At 71.7% G+C, this 18,408-nt stretch carries 15 protein-coding genes; 8 read left to right on the forward strand and 7 right to left on the reverse strand.

The features are described from left to right. Window positions 1-76: 76 nt before the first annotated feature. The 3 genes from OHB04_RS30945 to OHB04_RS30955 all read left to right on the forward strand — a co-directional run bounded on the left by OHB04_RS30945 (window position 77) and on the right by OHB04_RS30955 (window position 3,458). Complete coding sequence (locus OHB04_RS30945; protein WP_326693004.1) at window positions 77-721, forward strand: response regulator transcription factor; 645 nt, start codon at window positions 77-79, stop codon at window positions 719-721. A gap of 195 nt (window positions 722-916) precedes the next feature. Next, window positions 917-1,945 (forward strand): 6-phosphofructokinase, encoded by a 1,029-nt coding sequence (locus tag OHB04_RS30950; RefSeq protein ID WP_326690924.1) that lies wholly within the window; start codon window positions 917-919, stop codon window positions 1,943-1,945. A 130-nt stretch (window positions 1,946-2,075) separates the two neighbouring features. Beyond that, window positions 2,076-3,458, forward strand: coding sequence for an SLC13 family permease (locus OHB04_RS30955; RefSeq protein WP_326808747.1), 1,383 nt, complete (start codon window positions 2,076-2,078; stop codon window positions 3,456-3,458). 105 nt (window positions 3,459-3,563) lie between these two features. Here OHB04_RS30955 and OHB04_RS30960 read toward each other — a convergent pair whose 3' ends face one another. Next, a complete protein-coding gene (locus OHB04_RS30960; RefSeq protein ID WP_326808748.1) occupies window positions 3,564-5,633 on the reverse strand; it encodes an anthranilate synthase family protein in 2,070 nt (689 codons plus the stop codon). A gap of 236 nt (window positions 5,634-5,869) precedes the next feature. Continuing rightward, entirely contained in the window at window positions 5,870-6,979 is a 1,110-nt protein-coding gene (locus OHB04_RS30965; RefSeq protein WP_326808749.1) for an Lrp/AsnC family transcriptional regulator, read from the reverse strand. Window positions 6,980-7,116: 137 nt separating this feature from the next. On the opposite strand from OHB04_RS30965, the gene OHB04_RS30970 reads away from it, so the two are divergent. The 4 genes from OHB04_RS30970 (at window position 7,117) to OHB04_RS30985 (ending at window position 11,969) form a co-directional block, all read left to right on the forward strand. Then, window positions 7,117-8,424 carry a metal-dependent hydrolase family protein gene (locus tag OHB04_RS30970; protein WP_326690928.1) on the forward strand — a complete coding sequence of 436 codons (1,308 nt, stop codon included), beginning with the start codon at window positions 7,117-7,119 and terminating at the stop codon, window positions 8,422-8,424. An 11-nt stretch (window positions 8,425-8,435) separates the two neighbouring features. After that, a complete protein-coding gene (locus OHB04_RS30975; RefSeq protein WP_326808750.1) occupies window positions 8,436-10,115 on the forward strand; it encodes an AbgT family transporter in 1,680 nt (559 codons plus the stop codon). An 83-nt stretch (window positions 10,116-10,198) separates the two neighbouring features. Continuing rightward, on the forward strand, window positions 10,199-11,548 hold the full coding sequence (locus tag OHB04_RS30980) for a class II 3-deoxy-7-phosphoheptulonate synthase (protein WP_405803243.1): 1,350 nt from the start codon (window positions 10,199-10,201) through the stop codon (window positions 11,546-11,548). A gap of 121 nt (window positions 11,549-11,669) precedes the next feature. After that, window positions 11,670-11,969 (forward strand): (2Fe-2S)-binding protein, encoded by a 300-nt coding sequence (locus OHB04_RS30985; RefSeq protein WP_326808751.1) that lies wholly within the window; start codon window positions 11,670-11,672, stop codon window positions 11,967-11,969. Between the two features lie 51 nt (window positions 11,970-12,020). Here the strand turns inward: OHB04_RS30985 and bfr are convergent, their stop codons facing one another. Beyond that, entirely contained in the window at window positions 12,021-12,509 is a 489-nt protein-coding gene (bfr, locus tag OHB04_RS30990; RefSeq protein WP_326690931.1) for a bacterioferritin, read from the reverse strand. Window positions 12,510-12,748: 239 nt separating this feature from the next. On the opposite strand from bfr, the gene OHB04_RS30995 reads away from it, so the two are divergent. Beyond that, window positions 12,749-13,372 (forward strand): sulfite oxidase-like oxidoreductase, encoded by a 624-nt coding sequence (locus OHB04_RS30995; RefSeq protein ID WP_326690932.1) that lies wholly within the window; start codon window positions 12,749-12,751, stop codon window positions 13,370-13,372. A gap of 51 nt (window positions 13,373-13,423) precedes the next feature. Here the strand turns inward: OHB04_RS30995 and OHB04_RS31000 are convergent, their stop codons facing one another. The 4 genes from OHB04_RS31000 to OHB04_RS31015 all read right to left on the reverse strand — a co-directional run bounded on the left by OHB04_RS31000 (window position 13,424) and on the right by OHB04_RS31015 (window position 18,389). Beyond that, window positions 13,424-13,915, reverse strand: a complete 492-nt coding sequence (locus tag OHB04_RS31000; protein WP_326808752.1) for a DUF4396 domain-containing protein — start codon at window positions 13,913-13,915, stop codon at window positions 13,424-13,426. A gap of 168 nt (window positions 13,916-14,083) precedes the next feature. Then, window positions 14,084-14,971, reverse strand: coding sequence for a deoxyribonuclease IV (locus OHB04_RS31005; protein WP_326690933.1), 888 nt, complete (start codon window positions 14,969-14,971; stop codon window positions 14,084-14,086). Window positions 14,972-14,990: 19 nt separating this feature from the next. Further along, window positions 14,991-15,770: a transglycosylase SLT domain-containing protein gene (locus OHB04_RS31010; protein WP_326690934.1), complete on the reverse strand. Its 780-nt coding sequence runs from the start codon at window positions 15,768-15,770 to the stop codon at window positions 14,991-14,993. A gap of 480 nt (window positions 15,771-16,250) precedes the next feature. After that, window positions 16,251-18,389, reverse strand: a complete 2,139-nt coding sequence (locus tag OHB04_RS31015; RefSeq protein WP_326808753.1) for a Stk1 family PASTA domain-containing Ser/Thr kinase — start codon at window positions 18,387-18,389, stop codon at window positions 16,251-16,253. Between the last annotated feature and the right edge of the window lie 19 nt (window positions 18,390-18,408).

Consider the following 18,408-nt stretch of genomic DNA (forward strand, 5'->3'; position numbering starts at 1 on the left):
GAACGGACAGGCCGCGCAGAGCGAGCCGGCGAGCGGGGACGCGCCGGACGGCGTCCGCCCTCAGAGCGTGCGGGTGATGGTCGTGGACGACCATCCGATGTGGCGCGACGCGGTCGCCCGCGATCTGGCCGAGGCCGGGTTCGAGGTCGTCGCCACGGCGAGCGACGGCCACCAGGCGGTGCGCAGGGCCCTCGCCACCTCCCCCGACGTGCTGGTGCTGGACCTGAACCTGCCCGGCAAGCCCGGCGTGGAGGTGTGCCGCGAGCTGGTCGGTCCCGGCGCCTCGCTGCGGGTGCTGGTGCTCTCCGCGAGCGGCGAGCACGCCGACGTGCTGGAGGCCGTGAAGTCCGGGGCCACGGGATACCTGGTGAAGTCGGCCGGCCCCGAGGAGCTGCTGGACGCGGTGCGCCGCACGGCGCTGGGCGACCCGGTCTTCACCCCCGGCCTGGCCGGCCTCGTCCTGGGTGAGTACCGCAGGCTGGCGGCCGACCCGGTGCCCGCCGCGCAGGAGAGCCCCGACGTCCCGAAGCTGACCGAGCGCGAGACCGAGGTCCTGCGGCTCGTCGCCAAGGGGCTGAGCTACAAGCAGATCGCCGAGCGGCTGGTCATCTCGCACCGCACCGTGCAGAACCACGTCCAGAACACCCTGGGCAAGCTCCAGTTGCACAACCGCGTCGAGCTGGTGCGCTACGCCATCGAGCGCGGCCTCGACGGCGAGTGACCGCGCGGTCGACCTCGCGAGGGGCACGTGTGTCCCTCGTACGAGTGACCGTCCGGCTCCCAATTCCCCGATGTCGCAAGGGAATCCGCCTCCCGGCACATCCCTTGTGACGTGGATCACCGTTAGCGTGGCGGTTGTTGCGCCGTGCGTCACGGCGTCGCGTCCAGGCGCGTCCACGCGGAGAAGGGAGATCCCATGCGGGTCGGAGTGCTGACCGGCGGCGGCGACTGCCCCGGTCTCAATGCGGTCATGCGGGCTGTGGTCCGCAAGGGAGTTCAGCGTTACGGCTATGACTTCGTCGGGTTCCGGGACGGCTGGCGGGGCCCCCTGGAGGGGGACACCACCCGGCTCGACATCTCGGCGGTGCGCGGCATGCTGCCGCGCGGCGGCACCATCCTCGGCTCCTCGCGCACGAACCCCTTCAAGGAGGAGAACGGCGTCCGCCTGATCAAGGACAACCTCGCCAAGCACGAGGTCGACGCGCTGATCGCCATCGGCGGCGAGGACACGCTCGGCGTCGCGGCGCGACTGACCGACGAGCACGGCATCCGGTGCGTCGGCGTCCCCAAGACGATCGACAACGACCTGTCGGCCACCGACTACACCTTCGGGTTCAACACCGCCGTCACCGTCGCCACCGAGGCCATCGACCGGCTGCACACCACCGCCGAGTCCCACATGCGGGTGCTGGTGGTGGAGGTGATGGGCCGGCACGCGGGCTGGATCGCCCTGCACTCGGGCCTGGCGGGCGGCGCCAACTGCATCCTCATCCCCGAGCAGCGCTTCGACGTCGACGAGGTCTGCGGCTGGGTCGCCTCCCGCTTCAAGGCGAGCTACGCCCCGATCGTCGTCGTCGCCGAGGGTGCGATGCCCAAGGACGGTGAGGCGGTCCTCAAGGACGGCTCGACCGACTCCTTCGGGCACGTCAGGCTCTCCGGCGTCGGCGAATGGCTGGCCAAGGAGATCGAGGCCCGCACCGGCAAGGAGGCACGTACGACCGTGCTCGGGCACGTCCAGCGCGGTGGCACTCCCACGGCCTTCGACCGCTGGCTGGCCACCCGCTTCGGGCTGCACGCCATCGACGCCGTGCGGGACGAGGCGTGGGGCTCGATGGTCGCCCTGCGGGGCACCGACATCGTCCGTGTGCCGCTCGCCAAGGCCACCGAGAAGCTCAAGACCGTCGACCCCTCCCTCTACGAAGAGGCGGGCGTGTTCTTCGGCTGAGCCCGCCGGTTCGGGCCGAGCCGCCTCTGGTTCGCTGAGCCCCGCCGCCCCCTTCTCCCCGTCGCCGGAGGGGCTGTTCGCAGCCCCTCCGGCGATCTGGTGGTCCCAAGGGGCGATACTCGGGGGGCCCATGAACAGCATCCAGGCCGAAGCCCTCTCCGTCGCACTCCTGCTCGCCGTCCTCGTCTGGGCGGTGGCCCGCCCGCCCCGCTTGCCGGAAGCCATCGTCGCGGTGCCCGCCGCGGCGCTGGTGATCGCCACCGGAGCGGTCAGTCTCGACCATGTGGCGGACGAGGCCGCCCTGCTCGGCCCGGTCCTCGGTTTCCTGGCCGCGGTGCTGGTGCTCGCCCGGCTCTGCGCCGACGAGGGCCTGTTCCACGCCTGCGGTCTGTGGATGGCCCGTATCGCCGCGCGCCGCACCCGCGAGCGGCCCCGGCGGCTGCTGGCCGCCGTCTTCGTCCTCGCCTCCGTCACCACCGCGGTCCTCAGTCTGGACACCACGGTCGTGCTGCTCACCCCGGTCGTCTTCGCGACGGCCGCCCGGCTGGGCGTGCCGGCGAAGCCGCACGTCTACGCCTGCACCCACCTGTCGAACAGCGCCTCGCTGCTGCTGCCGGTCTCCAACCTCACCAACCTCCTCGCGCTGGCGGCCAGCGGGCTGAGCTTCAGCCGGTTCGCGGGGCTGATGGCGCTGCCGTGGGTGGCGGCGATCGCCGTCGAGTACGCCGTCTTCCGCCGCTTCTTCGCCGCCGACCTGGTGGACCCGGACCGGTATGACCAGGTCGGGGAGCGGAGCCACGGGGAGCGGCACAAGAGGCACGAGCGGGCCGGGGACGCCGACGCCGACGAGGACGAGACCGAGGCCGAGAACGCGCGCGTACGGGGCTCCGGCGAGGTCGGCGGGCCCGTTGACGTCCCCCTGTTCGCGCTGGTCACCGTCCTGGCCACCCTCGCGGGCTTCGTGCTCACCTCCGTGGCCGGGCTGGAGCCGGTCTGGGCCGCGGCGGCGGGCGCGCTCGTCCTGGGCGTGCGGGCGATGGTGCGCGGACGCACCTCGCCGCGCGCCGTGCTCACCTCGGTCGGCGTGCCGTTCCTGGCGTTCGTGCTCGCGCTGGCCGTGGTGGTCCGGGCCGTCGTGGACAACGGGCTCTCCGACTGGCTGGGGGCGCTGGTGCCCGACGGGGCGAGCCTGCCCGCGCTGCTGGGGACCGCCGCGCTGGCGGCTGTCCTCGCGAACGTGATCAACAACCTGCCCGCCGTGCTGGTGCTGCTGCCGCTGGTGGAGCCGACCGGTGCCGGTGCCGTGCTGGCCGTCCTCCTGGGGGTGAACATCGGCCCCAACGTCACCTACGCCGGCTCCCTGGCCACCTTGCTGTGGCGGCGCACCCTGCACCAGCACAACCACTCCGTCGGGCTGCGCGAGTTCACCCGGCTCGGGCTGCTGACGGTGCCGCCCGCGCTGGCGCTGGCCGTCGTGGCGCTGTGGGGCTCGCTGCGCGTCCTCGGCGGCTGACCCGTACACGGCGTACTCACGCGTGACGCGGCGGCCGGATCCTCGACACCACCGTCAGCTGCGCCGAGGATCTGGCCGGCCGTCGCACCCACGCGAACGTCCTGGTCAGTCCAGGTCGGGCAGGAGCGGGGCAGTCGGACCGGGCGGGGCAGCCGGGACCGGGTCGTCGAGCGTGGCCAGCAGCCGCGCGGTGACGTTCACCCCGTCCAGCGTCAGCACCGATTCGGGGTGGAACTGCACCCCCGCGAAGCCTGGCCCGCGCAGCGCGTGCACCTCGCCGGTGACCGGGTCCCTGCTCAGCTCCACGCCGTGCAGGGCGAGTTCGCCGGCGGTCTCCTCGTCGCAGCGGGCGGTGTAGGAGTTGTAGAAGCCGACCGTCTCGGGCCGTCCGAACAGGTCGATCCGCTCCTGCGCGCCCTGGTACGGCTTTTCCTTGCGCACCAGGTCCACACCCAGCTCGGCGGCGAGCAGCTCGTGGCCGAGGCAGACGCCCAGCAGCGGCTGCCGCCGGGCGCGCACCAGCGCGGCGGCCAGCCCGCGCAAGAAGCGCATCTTGGGGTCGGCACCCTCGCGCGGGTCGCCTGGCCCCGGTCCCAGCACGACCGGGCCCGCGTGGGACAACGCGGTCTCGTACAGGTCCGGTTCGTCATAGCGCCGCACCCGCACGGCGTGCCCCGTCGAGCGCAGCAGATGGGCCAGCATCGAGGTGAAGGTGTCCTCGCCGTCCACGACCAGCACCTCGCGCCCCGGAGCCGCGGCCTCCGGGCCGGCCCCGGCACCCGTCCCCACCCCGGCTGCTGCCCCGCGTACGGGCCGCTGACCCACCCGCATCCGCAGCCAGAACGGGGCCAGCCCCGCGCGCCGCCCCTCCAGAGCGGCCTGCACCCGGGGGTCGTCGGCCAGCTTCGGGCGCGGCCCGCCCGAGGGCCGCGCCGGTGCTTCCCGTACGCCCAGCGCGGTCAGCACACCGGCGGCCTTCGCATGGGTCTCGGCGACCTCGCTCGCCGGGTCGGACGCCCGTACGAGCGTGGCACCGACGGAGACGCGCAGCCTGCCACTGGCCGCGTCGATGTCGGCCGTGCGGATGAGGATGGGGGAGTCGAGCGTCTGGGCGCCGCCCGAGTCGTGCCCGATCAGCGCCAGCGCGCCCGCGTAGTAGCCCCGCCCGCGCGGCTCGTGGCGCTCGATCACCCGGCAGGCGTTCTCCACGGGCGAGCCGGTGACGGTCGCGGCGAACATCGTCTCGCGCAGCACCTCGCGCACATCCAGGGTGCTGCGCCCGCGCAGCTCGTACTCGGTGTGCGCCAGGTGCGCCATCTCCTTGAGCCGGGGCCCGACCACGACCCCGCCCTCGTCGCCGACGGTGCACATCATCTTCAGTTCCTCGTCGACCACCATGGACAGCTCCTCGCTCTCCTTGCGGTCGGCCAGGAAATCCAGCAGCCCCGCCACGTCCGGACCCTGCGGGGGATAGCGGTAGGTGCCGCTGATGGGGTTCATCACGACGGTGCCCCCGCTCATGCGTACATGCGCCTCGGGACTCGCGCCCACCAGCACGCGCTCGCCGGTGTGCACGACGAACGTCCAGTAGGCGCCCTGCTCCCCGCGCAGCAGGCGGCCGAAGAGCGCCAGCGCGTCGGCGCGGGAGAAGCCGGGGATACGGCCCTCGTAATCGCGCCGGATGACGAAGTTGGCGCCCTCGCCCGCGCCGATCTCGTCCGCCACGACCCGGCGCACGATCTCCTCGTAGGCGCCGTCCGCCACGTCGAACGCGCCCTCTTCGACGTGCACCCGGTGGCCGGGCAGCGCCTCCAGCGCGGCGTCCAGCGGCAGTTCGTGCCGCTCCTGGGGCAGCAGCACCGACAGGGGAGTGCCGTCGTCGCGCGCGCCGAAGCCGCGCTCCTGGATCTGGCGGAACGGCACCAGCGCGAGCGCCCCCGCTTCGCCCTCCAGGCTGACGGGGATGTCGGCGAGCCGCTCCACCTCGCGCACGGGGCCGGTCAGCACCTCGACGGTCTCCGGGTCCCGGCCGGGCCCGGACCTGCGCAGCAGCGCGAAGGGCGGGGCTTCGTCGCGGGCCAGCGCCTCGATCAGCGCGCGGGGTGAGGGCTGGGAAGCGGGCGGGGCGTCGTCGCGGGTGGGGACGGGGGTGGGGCGGGACATGGGACGGGACATGGGGCGGTTCCTTCCGTCTCGATACGGGAGAGGAACGGCCGCACACACGAAAAAGGCCGCCCCTCGGGCGGCCTGTCGCGGTGGTCTGAGCGTGCTCAGTGCATACGCGCGTCGGGGTGGGCCGCCTGGGAAGCGGGCCACCACCAGTTCATGGTCGACAGCGTGTGCATGCGGGCCACCATAGCGGATGCCCTGGCGGGCGTGGCCCCTCGGCGGACGGCTGGGCGGCTGGACGGCTACTCCGCTCCGGGGACCGGCGCGCTCGCGTCCTCCCCGGGGGCCGTCGCGCTCGCGTGCGGCCCCGCGTCCTGCCCGAGGTCCATCGGCACCGCCTTCACCCCGAAGCCCCGTCTGTCCAGCACCCGGCCGACGTGCTTGACCGTACGCAGCACCACGGCGCGCTCGTTCACCCGCAGCGAGAGCCCGCTCAGCTCCCGGGCTAGGTGGACCTCCAGCGCGTGCACATCCGGCAGGGCACGCAGCCACATGTCGAGGATCAGGTTGTGCGGCCCCGCCGTGACCGTGCACAGCCGCAGCTCGGGCAGGGTCCGCAGGGCGCGCGTCGCGGCGTCCAGGTGTTCGGCCGGGACGGAGGCGAAGTAGACCGCCGAGACGGGGTAGCCCGACAGCGGCCGGGCCACCGTGCACCGCATGGACAGCCGCCCGCTGTCGACCAGTGTCCGGAGCCTGCGCCGCACGGTGGCCACGCTGGTGCCGGTGTGCGCGGCCAGCTCGTTGAGCGGCAGGCGCCCGTCCCGGCCCAGCGCCACGGCGATCCGGTGATCGAGCGGACTCAGCTGCCCCACAGGTGCCGCCGTCCGCTCCCGCTCGGGCTCCGTCAGCCGGGCCCGCTGCGCGGGGGTGAGCGCCCGCAGCCGCCATTTGTTGCCCTCGAACGGCGCCATCGTGATCACGTGGATGCGGGTCGTGCGGACGCCGGGGACGCGGCACACCCGCTCGGTGACGTAGTCCACCAGCCGCCCCAGGTCGCGCGCGACGACGATCGCCAGCAGATCGCGCGAGCCCGAGGTCTGCTTGAGGCTCAGGACCTCCGGATCGTCGGCGAGGACCGTCGCGATCCCGGCCAGGAGCGCGCCGTCGGTGACGATCTCGACGTGCGCGTGCACGGCGTGGTCGTACGCGGGGGAGAGGTAGCCGTCGACCCAGGCGATCCCCTCCGCGCTCAGCCGCTTCCAGCGGCGGGCCGCGGTGACCGGGTCGACGCCCAGCACCGGGCCGATCAGCGACCAGGGCGCCCGGGGCCTGATCTGGAGGGCGTGGACGAGCGCCCGGTCCAGCTCGTCGAGATCGCCCCCACTCGCGGCACCGGCGGCAGATCCCTGCATCTGTAAGCCCTTTCCGAATCCTGCGGCTGTTGAGCGCGGATGACATCTTCCGGCGATTTCACAGCTCTGTCATACAGATAACTGACCGTATCTCCAGCTCAGTCCCGTCCTCAGATCGCCCACCCAAGGAGCCCTCCGTGACCACTGCCGCTCTCAGGATCGTCGGCGCCCGCCTCATCGACGGCACCGGTGCGCTGCCCGTGGACGACGGTGTGATCCACATCGACGAGGACGGCACCCTCGCCTACGCCGGGCGCGCCGCGGGCGAGCCCGGCACGGCGCCCGGTGTGCGCACCGTCGACCTGCGGGGCCGTACCGTGCTGCCGGGCTTCATCGACACCCACGTCCACTTCGGCGCCGGGTCCCCCGCCGATGTGGCCCGCCGCTTCCAGGAGGACCCGACCCTGCGGGTCTTCCGCACCGCCGAGCGGATGCGCAAGACGCTCGACGCGGGCGTCACCACGGCCCGCGACCTGGGCGGTATCCCGGCCGGGTTCCGCACGGCGCAGGCCGAGGGGCTGACCGCCGGGCCCCGCCTCCACACCGCCGTACGGATCATGGGCCACACCGGCGGCCACGCCGACTTCAGCACCCCGTGCGGCCTGGACCTCAGCGACGGCATCGGCGAGATCGTGGACACCCCCGACCAGGTGCGGATCGGAGTGCGCCGGCTGCTGCGCGAGGGCGCCGACGTCATCAAGCTGTGCGCGACCGGCGGCATGGGCAGCCCCCACGACCAGCCCGACGACGAGGGCCTGAGCGAGGAGGAGATCCGCACCGTCGTCGACGAGGTCTCCCGGCACGGCGGACGCCCCGTCGCGGCACACGCCCAGGGCACGGCGGGCATCCTCAACGCCGTCCGGGGCGGTGTGACCAGCGTCGAGCACGGCTACGGGCTGGACGCGCGGGCCCGCGAACTGGCCGGCGAGCGCGGCACCTTCGTCGTACCGACCCTCTCCACGGTCTTCGACGGTATCGACAAGTCGACCATGGAGCCGTACCACTACGAGAAGAAGATCCGCTGGTCCGGCATCACCAAGGAGAACATCGCCGCCGCCATCGCCGACGGCGTACGGATCGCGATGGGCACCGACGCCGCGATGTGCCCGCACGGTCGCAATCTGCGCGAGCTGACCCACCTGGTCGCCCTCGGCATGTCCCCGCTGGCCGCCATCACGGCGGGCACCAGCAGCGCGGCGGAGCTCCTCGGCCTCTCCGAACGGATCGGCACCCTGACGGCGGGCAAGGACGCGGACCTGGTGGTGTGCGACGGCGATCCGCTGGCGGACATCTCGCTGCTCGCCGACCCGGCCCGCGTCGTCGCCGTCCTCCAGCGCGGCACCGTGCGCAAGAGCCTGCTGCCCGACGAACTGCCCGCCGACGTGCTGCCCGCCGGGGCGCCGTCCGCCGTGCCCGGCCCGCCGTCCCCGGCGCCCGGCGAGTAGAGGACACGACGATGGCCAAGACGACCCGCACCACCCCCGCCGCCACCGCCCCCGGGGGCGCCCTGCTGGACCGGATGCTGGGGCTGATCGAGCGCGGCGGCAACCGGCTGCCGCACCCCTTCTACCTGTTCACCGCGCTCTTCGCCCTCCTCGCGGTGACCACGACCGTGCTGGCCGCCGCCGGGGTGACCGTACGGGTGCCGGGCGCCGACAAGACGCTCCAGGTGCACGGCCTCCTCACGGGCGAGGGCATCAGATGGCTGCTGGCCAACCTGATACCCAACTTCACCGGCTTCCCCTCGCTGGGCACGGTGCTGCTGATGATGATGGCCGTCGGCGTCGCGGAGCGGACGGGGCTGCTGGAGGCCGCCGTCCGCATCTCCATCGCCCGCGCGCCCGCCCGGCTGCTGCCCTACGCGGTCGCCTTCATCGCCTGCCAGGCCCACCTGATGAGCGACATCGCCATCATCGTGATCCCGCCGCTGGCCGCGCTCGCCTTCAAGGCCGCGGGCCGCAACCCGGTCGCCGGACTCATCGGCGCATTCGCCTGCGTGTGCGCCGGATACGCGGCGGGCTTCACCATCGGCGCCCTGGACGCGCTCTACGTCGGCATCACCGAGAAGGCAGCCGCCGTGCTGCCCGACGTCGGCGGGGTCGAGACCCACATCCTGGTCAACTACTTCTACACCTCGACAGCCAGCGTCCTCCTCGCCCTCCTCGGCGGCTTCTTGACCAGTCGCGTCCTGGAGCCCCGGCTGCCCGAACCCACGGGCGACGGGGTCACCGACCCGGACACGGACGAGGCAGCGGCGCCGGGCACCGGCGCGGACCAGGGCACCGGCGCGGACCCGGGCAAGGACGGCGAAGCGCCGAAGTCCGGCGCCGCTGTGCCCGGAGCCGCGCAGGCCGCCGGGGTCAGCACCGCCGTCAGCGCGCGGGAGAAGCGCGGACTGCTGTTCGCGCTGCTGTCCGTCGCCCTCTACGGGGCGGCCGTGGTGACCGCCTGGCTGATACCCGGCAGCCCGCTGCGCGGTGAGGGCGGCGCGCTCGTCCCCTCGCCGGTGCTCGACGGGGTGGTGCCGATCCTGTTCGTGGCGTTCCTGCTGGGCGGCGCGGTCTACGGCGTCACCGTGCGGACGCTGCGCAGCGCCGACGACGTCCCGAAGATCATGGCCCAGTCGGTCACCGGAATGTCCGGCTACATCGTCCTGATCTTCGTGATCAGCCAGGTGATCGGGCTCTTCGAGTGGTCCAACGCCGGCACCCTGCTGGCCGTCAAGGGCGCCTCGCTGCTCAAGGCCGCCGGGCTGACCGGCTTCACCGGACTGTTGCTGTTCGTCCTGCTGGTCTGCGTCCTCAACCTGTTCATCACCTCCGGCTCGGCGCTGTGGTCCCTGATGGCGCCGGTCTTCGTGCCGACGTTCATGCTGCTGGGCCTGGAGCCCGCGGTGACCCAGGCGGCCTTCCGCATCGGCGACTCCGCGACCCAGATGATCACGCCGATGAACCCGTACCTGTTCCTCGCGCTCGCGCTGCTGCGCCGCTACGAGCCCCAGGCACAGCTGGGCACCCTGCTCTCCCGGCTGGCCGTCTTCACCGTGCCCTTCCTCGCCGCCTGGCTCGCCGTCCTGGGCATCTTCTATCTGGCCGACCTGCCGCTGGGGCCCGGCGCCGGCATCCACCTGCCGTGAGCCGGGCCTCGCGTGCCGTGAGCCTGATCTCGCATGCCGGTCAGGGGGACGGGTACCCGCGGCGACGCCGTAACCTTGGACGCGTGACTGTGAACGCCCACCCCGAAGCCGCTGACCACACCTGGCGAGATCTGCCCGCAGCGCAGCAGCCCGACTGGCCGGACCACCAGGCTCTGCGCGACGCCCTCGCGGAGCTGGAGTCCTATCCGCCGCTCGTCTTCGCGGGCGAGTGCGACCAGTTGCGTGCCCGGCTGGGTTCGGTCGCGCGCGGCGAGGCGTTCCTGCTCCAGGGCGGCGACTGCGCGGAGGCGTTCGACCAGGTCAGCGCCGAGCACATCCGCAACAAGCTGAAGACGCTCCTCCAGATGGGCGCGGTGCTGACCTACGCGGGCTCCGTGCCCGTCGTCAAGGTCGGCCGGATCGCGGGTCAGTACAGCAAGCCCCGCTCCAAGCCGACCGAGACCCGCGACGGGGTGACCCTGCCGGTCTACCGGGGCGACTCGGTCAACGGCTTCGAGTTCACCGAGGAGACCCGCAGGCCGGACCCCGAGCGGCTGAAGCGGATGTACCACGCCTCGGCCTCCACGCTGAACCTGGTGCGCGCCTTCACCACCGGCGGCTACGCCGACCTGCGCCAGGTCCACGCCTGGAACCAGGATTTCGTCAAGTCGAGCCCCTCCGGGCAGCGCTACGAGGCGCTGGCCCGCGAGATCGACCAGGCGATGAAGTTCATGCACGCCTGCGGCACCGATCCCGAAGAGCTCAAGACGGTCGAGTTCTACTCCTCGCACGAGGCGCTGCTGCTCGACTACGAATCGGCGCTCACCCGCGTCGACTCGCGCAGCGGCAACCTCTACGACGTCTCCGGGCACATGATCTGGATCGGCGAGCGCACCCGCCAGCTGGACGGCGCGCACATCGAGTTCGCCTCCCGGGTCCGCAACCCGGTCGGCGTCAAGCTCGGCCCGACGACGACCTCGGAGGAGGCGCTCGCGCTCATCGAGCGGCTCGACCCGGACCGCGAGCCCGGCCGTCTGACGTTCATCACGCGGATGGGCGCCGACAAGATCCGGGACCGGCTGCCGGAGCTGGTGGAGAAGGTCACAGCCTCCGGCGCGCAGGTCGCCTGGGTCTGCGACCCGATGCACGGCAACACCTTCGAGGCGGCCAGCGGGCACAAGACCCGGCGCTTCGACGACGTGCTGGACGAGGTCAAGGGCTTCTTCGAGGTCCACAAGGGCCTGGGCACCCACCCCGGCGGCATCCACATGGAGCTGACGGGCGACGATGTGACCGAGTGCGTGGGCGGCGGCGACGAGATCTTCGTCGACGACCTGCACCAGCGCTACGAGACGGCCTGCGACCCGCGCCTGAACCGCAGCCAGTCGCTCGACCTGGCGTTCCTCGTCGCGGAGATGTACCGCGACCAGTGAGTTTCGCACTAGTGGGGCCCGCGTCACCCTTGTGACGCGGGCCCCACTACGTGTATGTGGACACGTTCCGCCGGGTAAGGTTAGGTTAACCTCAGAACGACTGACCGGACCGGAAGCGGAGGTGAACCGCGTGTACGTCTGCTCATGCTTCGGCATCACCGAGGAGCAGGTGCGCGAGCACGCGGACGCGGGGGCGTGCACCCCGCGCCAGATTGCCTCCGCGAGCAAGGCCGGCACGGACTGCGGCTCCTGCGTCCGCAGTATCCAGGGCATCCTCGGGCGCGGCCAGTGCCCCCGGCGGGCGGCCATGGAGCGGGGCGAGACGGCGCTGACGGGATCGGCGCCGAGCAGCGGGGCGGAGCTGGCCGAGCTGAAGCCGGAGCCCGCGGAGACACCGGCCGCGGCCCGGGTGGCGGCGTAGCCCCACCGCCCTCCCGCGTCCCGCTTGCGCGCCCCCTGCGGCGCGATCTCATCAGGTCTCGTCGGGCGCCTTCTGCTCGATCTGCTGGGCGATGTAGAGCGCCTCTCCCAGCTTCTCGACCAGTTCGAGCTGGGTGTCGAGGTAGTCGATGTGGTGCTCCTCGTCCGCCAGGATGTCCTCGAAGATGTTTGCGGAGGTGATGTCGCCCTTGGCCCGCATCAGCTCGACGCCGCGCCGCAGCCGGTCGATCGCCTCGACCTCGATCTGCCGGTCCGCCTTGAACATCTCGGTGACTGTCTGTCCGACCCGCACATGGAAGAGCCGCTGGTAGTTCGGCAGGCCGTCCAGGAACAGGATGCGGTCGGTCAGCCGCTCCGCGTGCCGCATCTCGTCGAAGGATTCGGCGCGGGTGTACGCGGCGAGCTTCGTGTAGCCCAGGTGATCCTGCATCTTCGCGTGCAGGAAGTACTGGTTGATCGCGGTCAGCTCGGCGGTGAGCTGCTCATTGAGGAACTCGATGACCTCGGGGTCGCCCTGCATGGTGGCGGGCTCCTTCCAGGGGGCGTGAACACATGGATCGTCGTGCGACGGAGCAGAGAGGTGCGCGCGCAGGGCGCATCCTCGCACCGCGCCCGCGACCAGGTCCAGTAAGTGCAGGCTTACCGAATTTGCCCGAATTCACGGTCGTGAGCTGCGGCTCCGCCTTCCGCAGCGGCCCGCCCCGGAGCGGGGCTCAGGGGCGGTCAAGACCAGTGCCCGGGGTCTGTCACCATGGGGGCATGGGTCAGCCGCAAAGCCGCGAAGGGGAGCAACAGGAGCTTCCGCCCGGGCAGCGGCTCCAGCGAGGCTGGCCGGTCACGCACTACGGCCCCGTCCCGAAGTTCAAGCCCGAGCGGTGGGATTTCCGGGTCTTCGGCGCCACGGCGGACGGCGACAAGCACTGCTGGGACCACGAGCAGTTCTCGGCCCTGCCGTACGAAACGGTGCTGGCCGACCTCCACTGTGTCGCGAAGTTCAGCATGCTGGGCGCCGAGTGGGGCGGCGTACGCGCCCGTACGGTCCTTGAGCTGGCGCCCCCGGCCCCCGAGGTCACCCATGTGATGGTGTGGGCCGAGTACGGCTTCAGCTCCAACCTGCGGCTGTCCGACTTCGCGGCTGAGAACGCCGTCTTCGCCACCCACGGGGCAGGCGAGCTGCTCACGGCCGAGCACGGATTCCCCGTCCGGCTGGTCGTACCCCATCTGTACGCCTGGAAGGGCCCCAAGTGGGTCAGGGGTATCGAGTACATGACGGCCGACCGCCGCGGGTTCTGGGAGGAGCGCGGCTACCACAACATCGGCGACCCCTGGCAGGAGCAGCGCTACTCCTACCAGGAGGAGCCGGGAGACGGCCCCGAGCTGTAGCCCCGGGCTCCGGCGCACGCCGGCGGCCGTACGCTGTGGGCCGCCGCGCGGTCAGTGGTACTGGTGGACCACCGCGTGGCCCTTGCCCTTGCCGATCAGCCAGCGGTTGACCGGGGTGGTGGCCACGAACGCGAGCGCGAACGCGAGGGCCAGCGCGAGCCAGAACAGCCACTCCGACAGCTGGGCGTCCATGGCGCCCGGGACCACCAGCACCACGCCGTTGTCGATCAGCTCCATGACCAGGATGGAGACCGTGTCGGCGGCGAGCGCCACCTTGAAGGCGGCCCTCAGATCCAGGCCCGCGCGCAGCACGGCTGCCATGGTGAAGCTGTAGCCGAAGGCGAAGGCCAGGACGATCGCCACGGCCATCGTGGGCGCGTTGTGCCAGGCCAGGGCCGTGCCGATCACCATGCCCAGCACCTCGCCCAGCGCGCAGCCGGTCAGGCAGTGCAGCGTGGCCCGCGCGGCCATGGCCCAGGAGACCGGGCCATGGCCCCTGTGCTCGGTGTGGCCGTCGTGGTGGCCGTGGGGGTGCTGCGTCATCGTCGACACCTCGCCGGGAAGGGAGCGGATCCTGCCGTCGTCCCGCGCAACGCTATACCCCCTCGGGGTATTCCACGGGTCAGGCGAGCCCCGAAGGGGCGCGGGGAACTGCGCGCCCAGCCCGAAGCGGACCGCACTCTGCCAAGCACAGTCAGGGGCAGCCCCTGCTCAGCACCGGGAAAGAGAGCGAAGCTTCTTCAGCTGCTCCACGTCCGCCGCGTGCCCCGTCTTGCCGCCGGGCGTCTCGATCACCAGCGGCACCCCCGCCGTCAGGGGGTGGCGGAACAGGTCCTTGAAGGGGTCGGCGCCGATGTGGCCGGAGCCGATGTTCGCGTGCCGGTCCTTGCGCGCGCCTGCGACGTCCTTGGAGTCGTTGGCGTGGATCAGCCGCAGCCGTCCCGGGCCTATGACCGACTCCAGCTCGTCCAGCGTGCGCCGCACCCCGCCGGGGGCCGCCAGATCGTGCCCGGCGGCGAAGACGTGGCAGGTGTCGAGGCACACCCCGAGGCGCGGATGGCGCTCCAGTACGTCGAAGTAGGGGCCCAGGTCCGCCACTTGGGAGCAGAGCGAGGCGCCCTGCCCGGCCGTCGGCTCCAGCAGCAGCCAGGGATCCTCGTCGTGGGTCAGTTCCTCCAGCAGCGGGAGCATCAGTTCACGCGCCTGGGCGAGCGCGGCCTCCCGCGCCCGGCCGCCGGTCGCCGATCCGGTGTGCACGACGACTCCCCGGGCGCCGATGGCCCGGCCGCGGCGGAGTGAATGCCGCAACGAGGAGACGGACTTGGCGGCCGTCTCCTCGTTGTGCGAGCCGAAATTGATGAGATAAGGCGCGTGGATATAGGCGGGCAGCTCCTGCTCGGCGCACGCTTCCTGGAATTCCGCGTCCTGCTTCGCATTTCCGGGGGAGGTGGCCCAGCCGCGCGGATTGGCGACGAAGACCTGGACGGTCTCGGCGCCGATGTCGGCGGCATAGGAAATGCCATTGGCGGCCAGGCCCCCGGCTACGGGAACATGGCCGCCAATGGGATTGCGTGCGCGCTGCTTCTCGTTCGTGGTCACACCGCTCAGTATGCCGAACTCAGTATGCCGAGTTGACGTTGTCCATCGAACCGTACCGGTCGGCCGCGTAGTTGCAGGCGGCGACGATGTTCGCGACCGGGTCGGTCATGTCCGTGGAGGTGCCGTCCACGTGGTATGCGTTGAAGGTCGGCTGGATGGTCTGGAGCAGGCCCTTGGAAGGCACACCGTTCTGGGCGTTGATGTCCCAGTTGTTCTGCGCCTTCGGGTCGCCGCCCGACTCGCGGATGATGTTGCGCTTGATGCCCTCGTAGGAGCCGGGGATGCCGTGCTTGGCCATGATCGCGCGGGCCTCGCGGATCCAGCCGTCCAGGTTGTTCGGGTAGGTGGGCGCCGCGGCGCGCTTGGCGGACCGGCTGGCGGCCTGCTTGGCGGCGCGCTCCTTGGCGGCCTTCGCCTCGGCCTGCGCCTTCTTGGTGGCCGCGGCCTTGGCTGCCGCCGCCTTCGCCTCGGCGGCCTTCTTGGCCTGGGTGGCCTGCGCCGTCGTGGTCGCGTTGGCGGCGCTCTCGACCTTCTTGCCGTCCTTGGGGAGCTGGAGGAGGCTGGAGCTGCTCTGGCCGGTCAGGTCCTTGCCCTGCTTGGGCAGGACCGAGGAGGAGGTGGAGCTGAACGCGGTGTCCTGGGCCGAGATCTTCTTGGCCGAAGCCTGGCTGGAGTCGCCGTGCGCGGCGGTGCCGGGGATGACCGTCAGGGCGAGAGCCGCGGCGCCCGCGGTGCCGATGCCGATCGTGGAAATCTTCTTGGCCTTGGGACTGAGCGTGAAGCCGGTGATGCTGGGCATAAGGAGAACGGACCTTTCCATCGCTGGCGTCGCAGAGGCAGGGAAGCCGGTGGAAACGCCGAGTTCTGTTTCACGGCGCCGTGCGACGTCGGCAATTGTTAAAGGGTCCGTTTTGGGAAATCAATGATGTGACGTACTACCCCAATTCGTGGGTGGGGTCTCCGCTCATGCTTCCCAAATCCTTGCTTTCCAGGTCGCCGGGAGTTGTCGTCCCCACTAATTTCTTTCGTAGGTGACGTGCGTCCTATGTGCGGGCTCACATGTGGCGGGGGGTTTTGCGACAAACGGTTACCGGCTCTGCGCGCTTTGTGTGCAGGTTTCGCTACTATTCGCCCTTGACGGACATGCCGCGTCTCGGCTCCTGAAAACGCAGGTCACCGCCGGCGAAGAGCCGACGGTGACCGGTCGAGCACGTGGATGAGGCAATCCGGGCCTCCCGCTCAAAGGGCGGGCGGATCGGCGTCCAGGGGACGGGCGGGGTCAGCGGAGCCAGATGGTGACCTCTGAGCCCCGGGGGGCCTTCTCGCCGCTGTCGGGGGACTGGTTGAAGACCGAGTCTCCGAAGAAGACCCGGCGCACCGTGACGGAGAAGCCCGCCTGCTCCAGCTTCTGCCGGGCATCGTCCTCGCTGCTGTCCTCCACATCGGGCACCTCGACCATGTCGGGGCCCTTGGAGAGGGTCAGCGTGACCGTGTCGCCCTTGGCGGCCCGCGCCCCCTCCTTGGGGGACTGGCGGGCGACGGAGCCCTTGTCCTCCTCGGAGAAGACCCGCTTGGCCGCGATACGGACCTTCAGGCCCTCCGAGCGCAGCGCGTCCGCCGCGTCCGCCTCCTCGTCCCCGACCACGTCGGGGATGTCGATCGGCTCGCCCTTGGAGACCGTGAGGGCCACGGCGGCCCCTGGGCGGCGCTCGTCACCGGATGACGGGTCGGTGGAGACGACGGAGCCCTGCGCGGTCTCCTCGTCGAAGCGGCGCTTGACCACGCCCGGCTCCAGGCCCGCGTCCTTCAGCTTGCGGCGGGCGTCGGAGAGCGGCGTGCCCTTCAGGTCGGGGACCTTCACGACCTTGGGCCCGCGCGAGACGGTGAGCGTGACGCTGCCGGATTTGCGGACGCGCTCGCCCGGATCCGGATCGGTGCCGATCACATGGCCGCGCTTGACCCGCTCGCTGTAGTCGCGGTCGACGTTCACGTCGAGCCCGGCGTCCTCCAGCACCTTCGTGGCCTGGGGCTGGGTCTTGTCCAGCACGGGCGGCGTCTTGATGAACTGGCCGGAGTTGATGTACCAGATGCCCGTGCCGAGCAGCGCCGCGAGCACCACTCCCGCCGCGGCCAGCACCCCCCAGCGCGGCCTGCGCCTGCGGCCGGGGCCGCCGACGGACCCCATGACCTCGCCGTCACCGCCCTCGCTGTCGGACCCCTGGGGCACGACGGGCGGCACCAGCGGGGGCGCGGAGAGCCGCGTGGTGCGATCCAGCAGCGCCGCGTCCGGAACCGGCCCCGCTCCCGTCGCCGCACCGGCCGCCCTGGGGTCGGCAGGAGGGGGCTCGGCCGGTGCCGGGCGGGGGATCACATACGTCTCGGCCGCGTCCCCGGCGCTCCCGCCGTGCGCCGCGTCATTGACCGTCGCACCGGATGCTTCACCGGAAGCCGCTCCGGAGAGCGCACCGGATGCTTCATCGTGAGCGTCGTCGGCGTCGCCGGGCTCGGCGTCGCCGGCCGCGTTCGCCGTCTGCTCCTTGGCCTGGGGCGGCACCGCGTCCAGCTGGGTGTCGGTCAAAGCCGCGCGGACGGCGCGGGTCTCCGACAGCAGCGCCACCGCGTCGTCGGGCCGGTCCTCCGGAGAGCGGGCAGCGGCGCGGGCGACCAGCCCGTCCAGCGCCGCAGCCATGCCGGGAACGGACTCCGAGGGCAGCGGCATGTCCTTGTTCAGGTGCTGGTAGAGCACCTGCGCCGGCGTTCCGCCCGAGTGCGGCTTGGCGCCGGTCAGCATCTCGTAGAACATCACGCCGCACGCGTACAGATCCGTACGCGTATCCGCCGTACCGTCCTCGATCTGCTCCGGCGCGAGGTAGGAGACGGTGCCCAGGATCGAGTCGGTCGTCGCGGACGTCTGGCTGTCCACGGCCCGCACGAGCCCGAAGTCGGCGACCTTCACCCGGCCGTCGTCCCCTATGAGGACGTTCTCCGGCTTCATGTCCCGGTGCACGAGCCCCGCCCGGTGCGCGGCCCCCAGGGCCGCCAGCACGGGCTCCAGGACGTCCAGCGCCGCGCGGGGCTGGAGCGCGCCGCGGTCCCGCAGCACGTCCCGCAGGGTGCACCCGGAGACGTACTCCATCGCCAGATAGACGTACGTACCGTCCGTGCCCTGGTCGAAGACCCCCACCACGTTCTGGTGCGCCAGGCGCGCCGCGGACTTGGCCTCCCGGATGAAGCGCGTCACGAACGTCTCGTCCGTGGACAGAGAGGTGTGCATCACCTTCAGGGCCAGCACGCGGTCCAGACGGGTGTCCATCGCGCGGTAGACCGTCGCCATACCGCCGACGGCCACCCGCGCGTCGATGCGGTACCGGCCATCGAGAACCTGACCCACCAGCGGGTCCTTGAGGGTGGTGTCCATTGCGCAGAGTCTACGAGGA

Source organism: Streptomyces sp. NBC_01775, assembly GCF_035917675.1.
GTDB lineage: Bacteria > Actinomycetota > Actinomycetes > Streptomycetales > Streptomycetaceae > Streptomyces.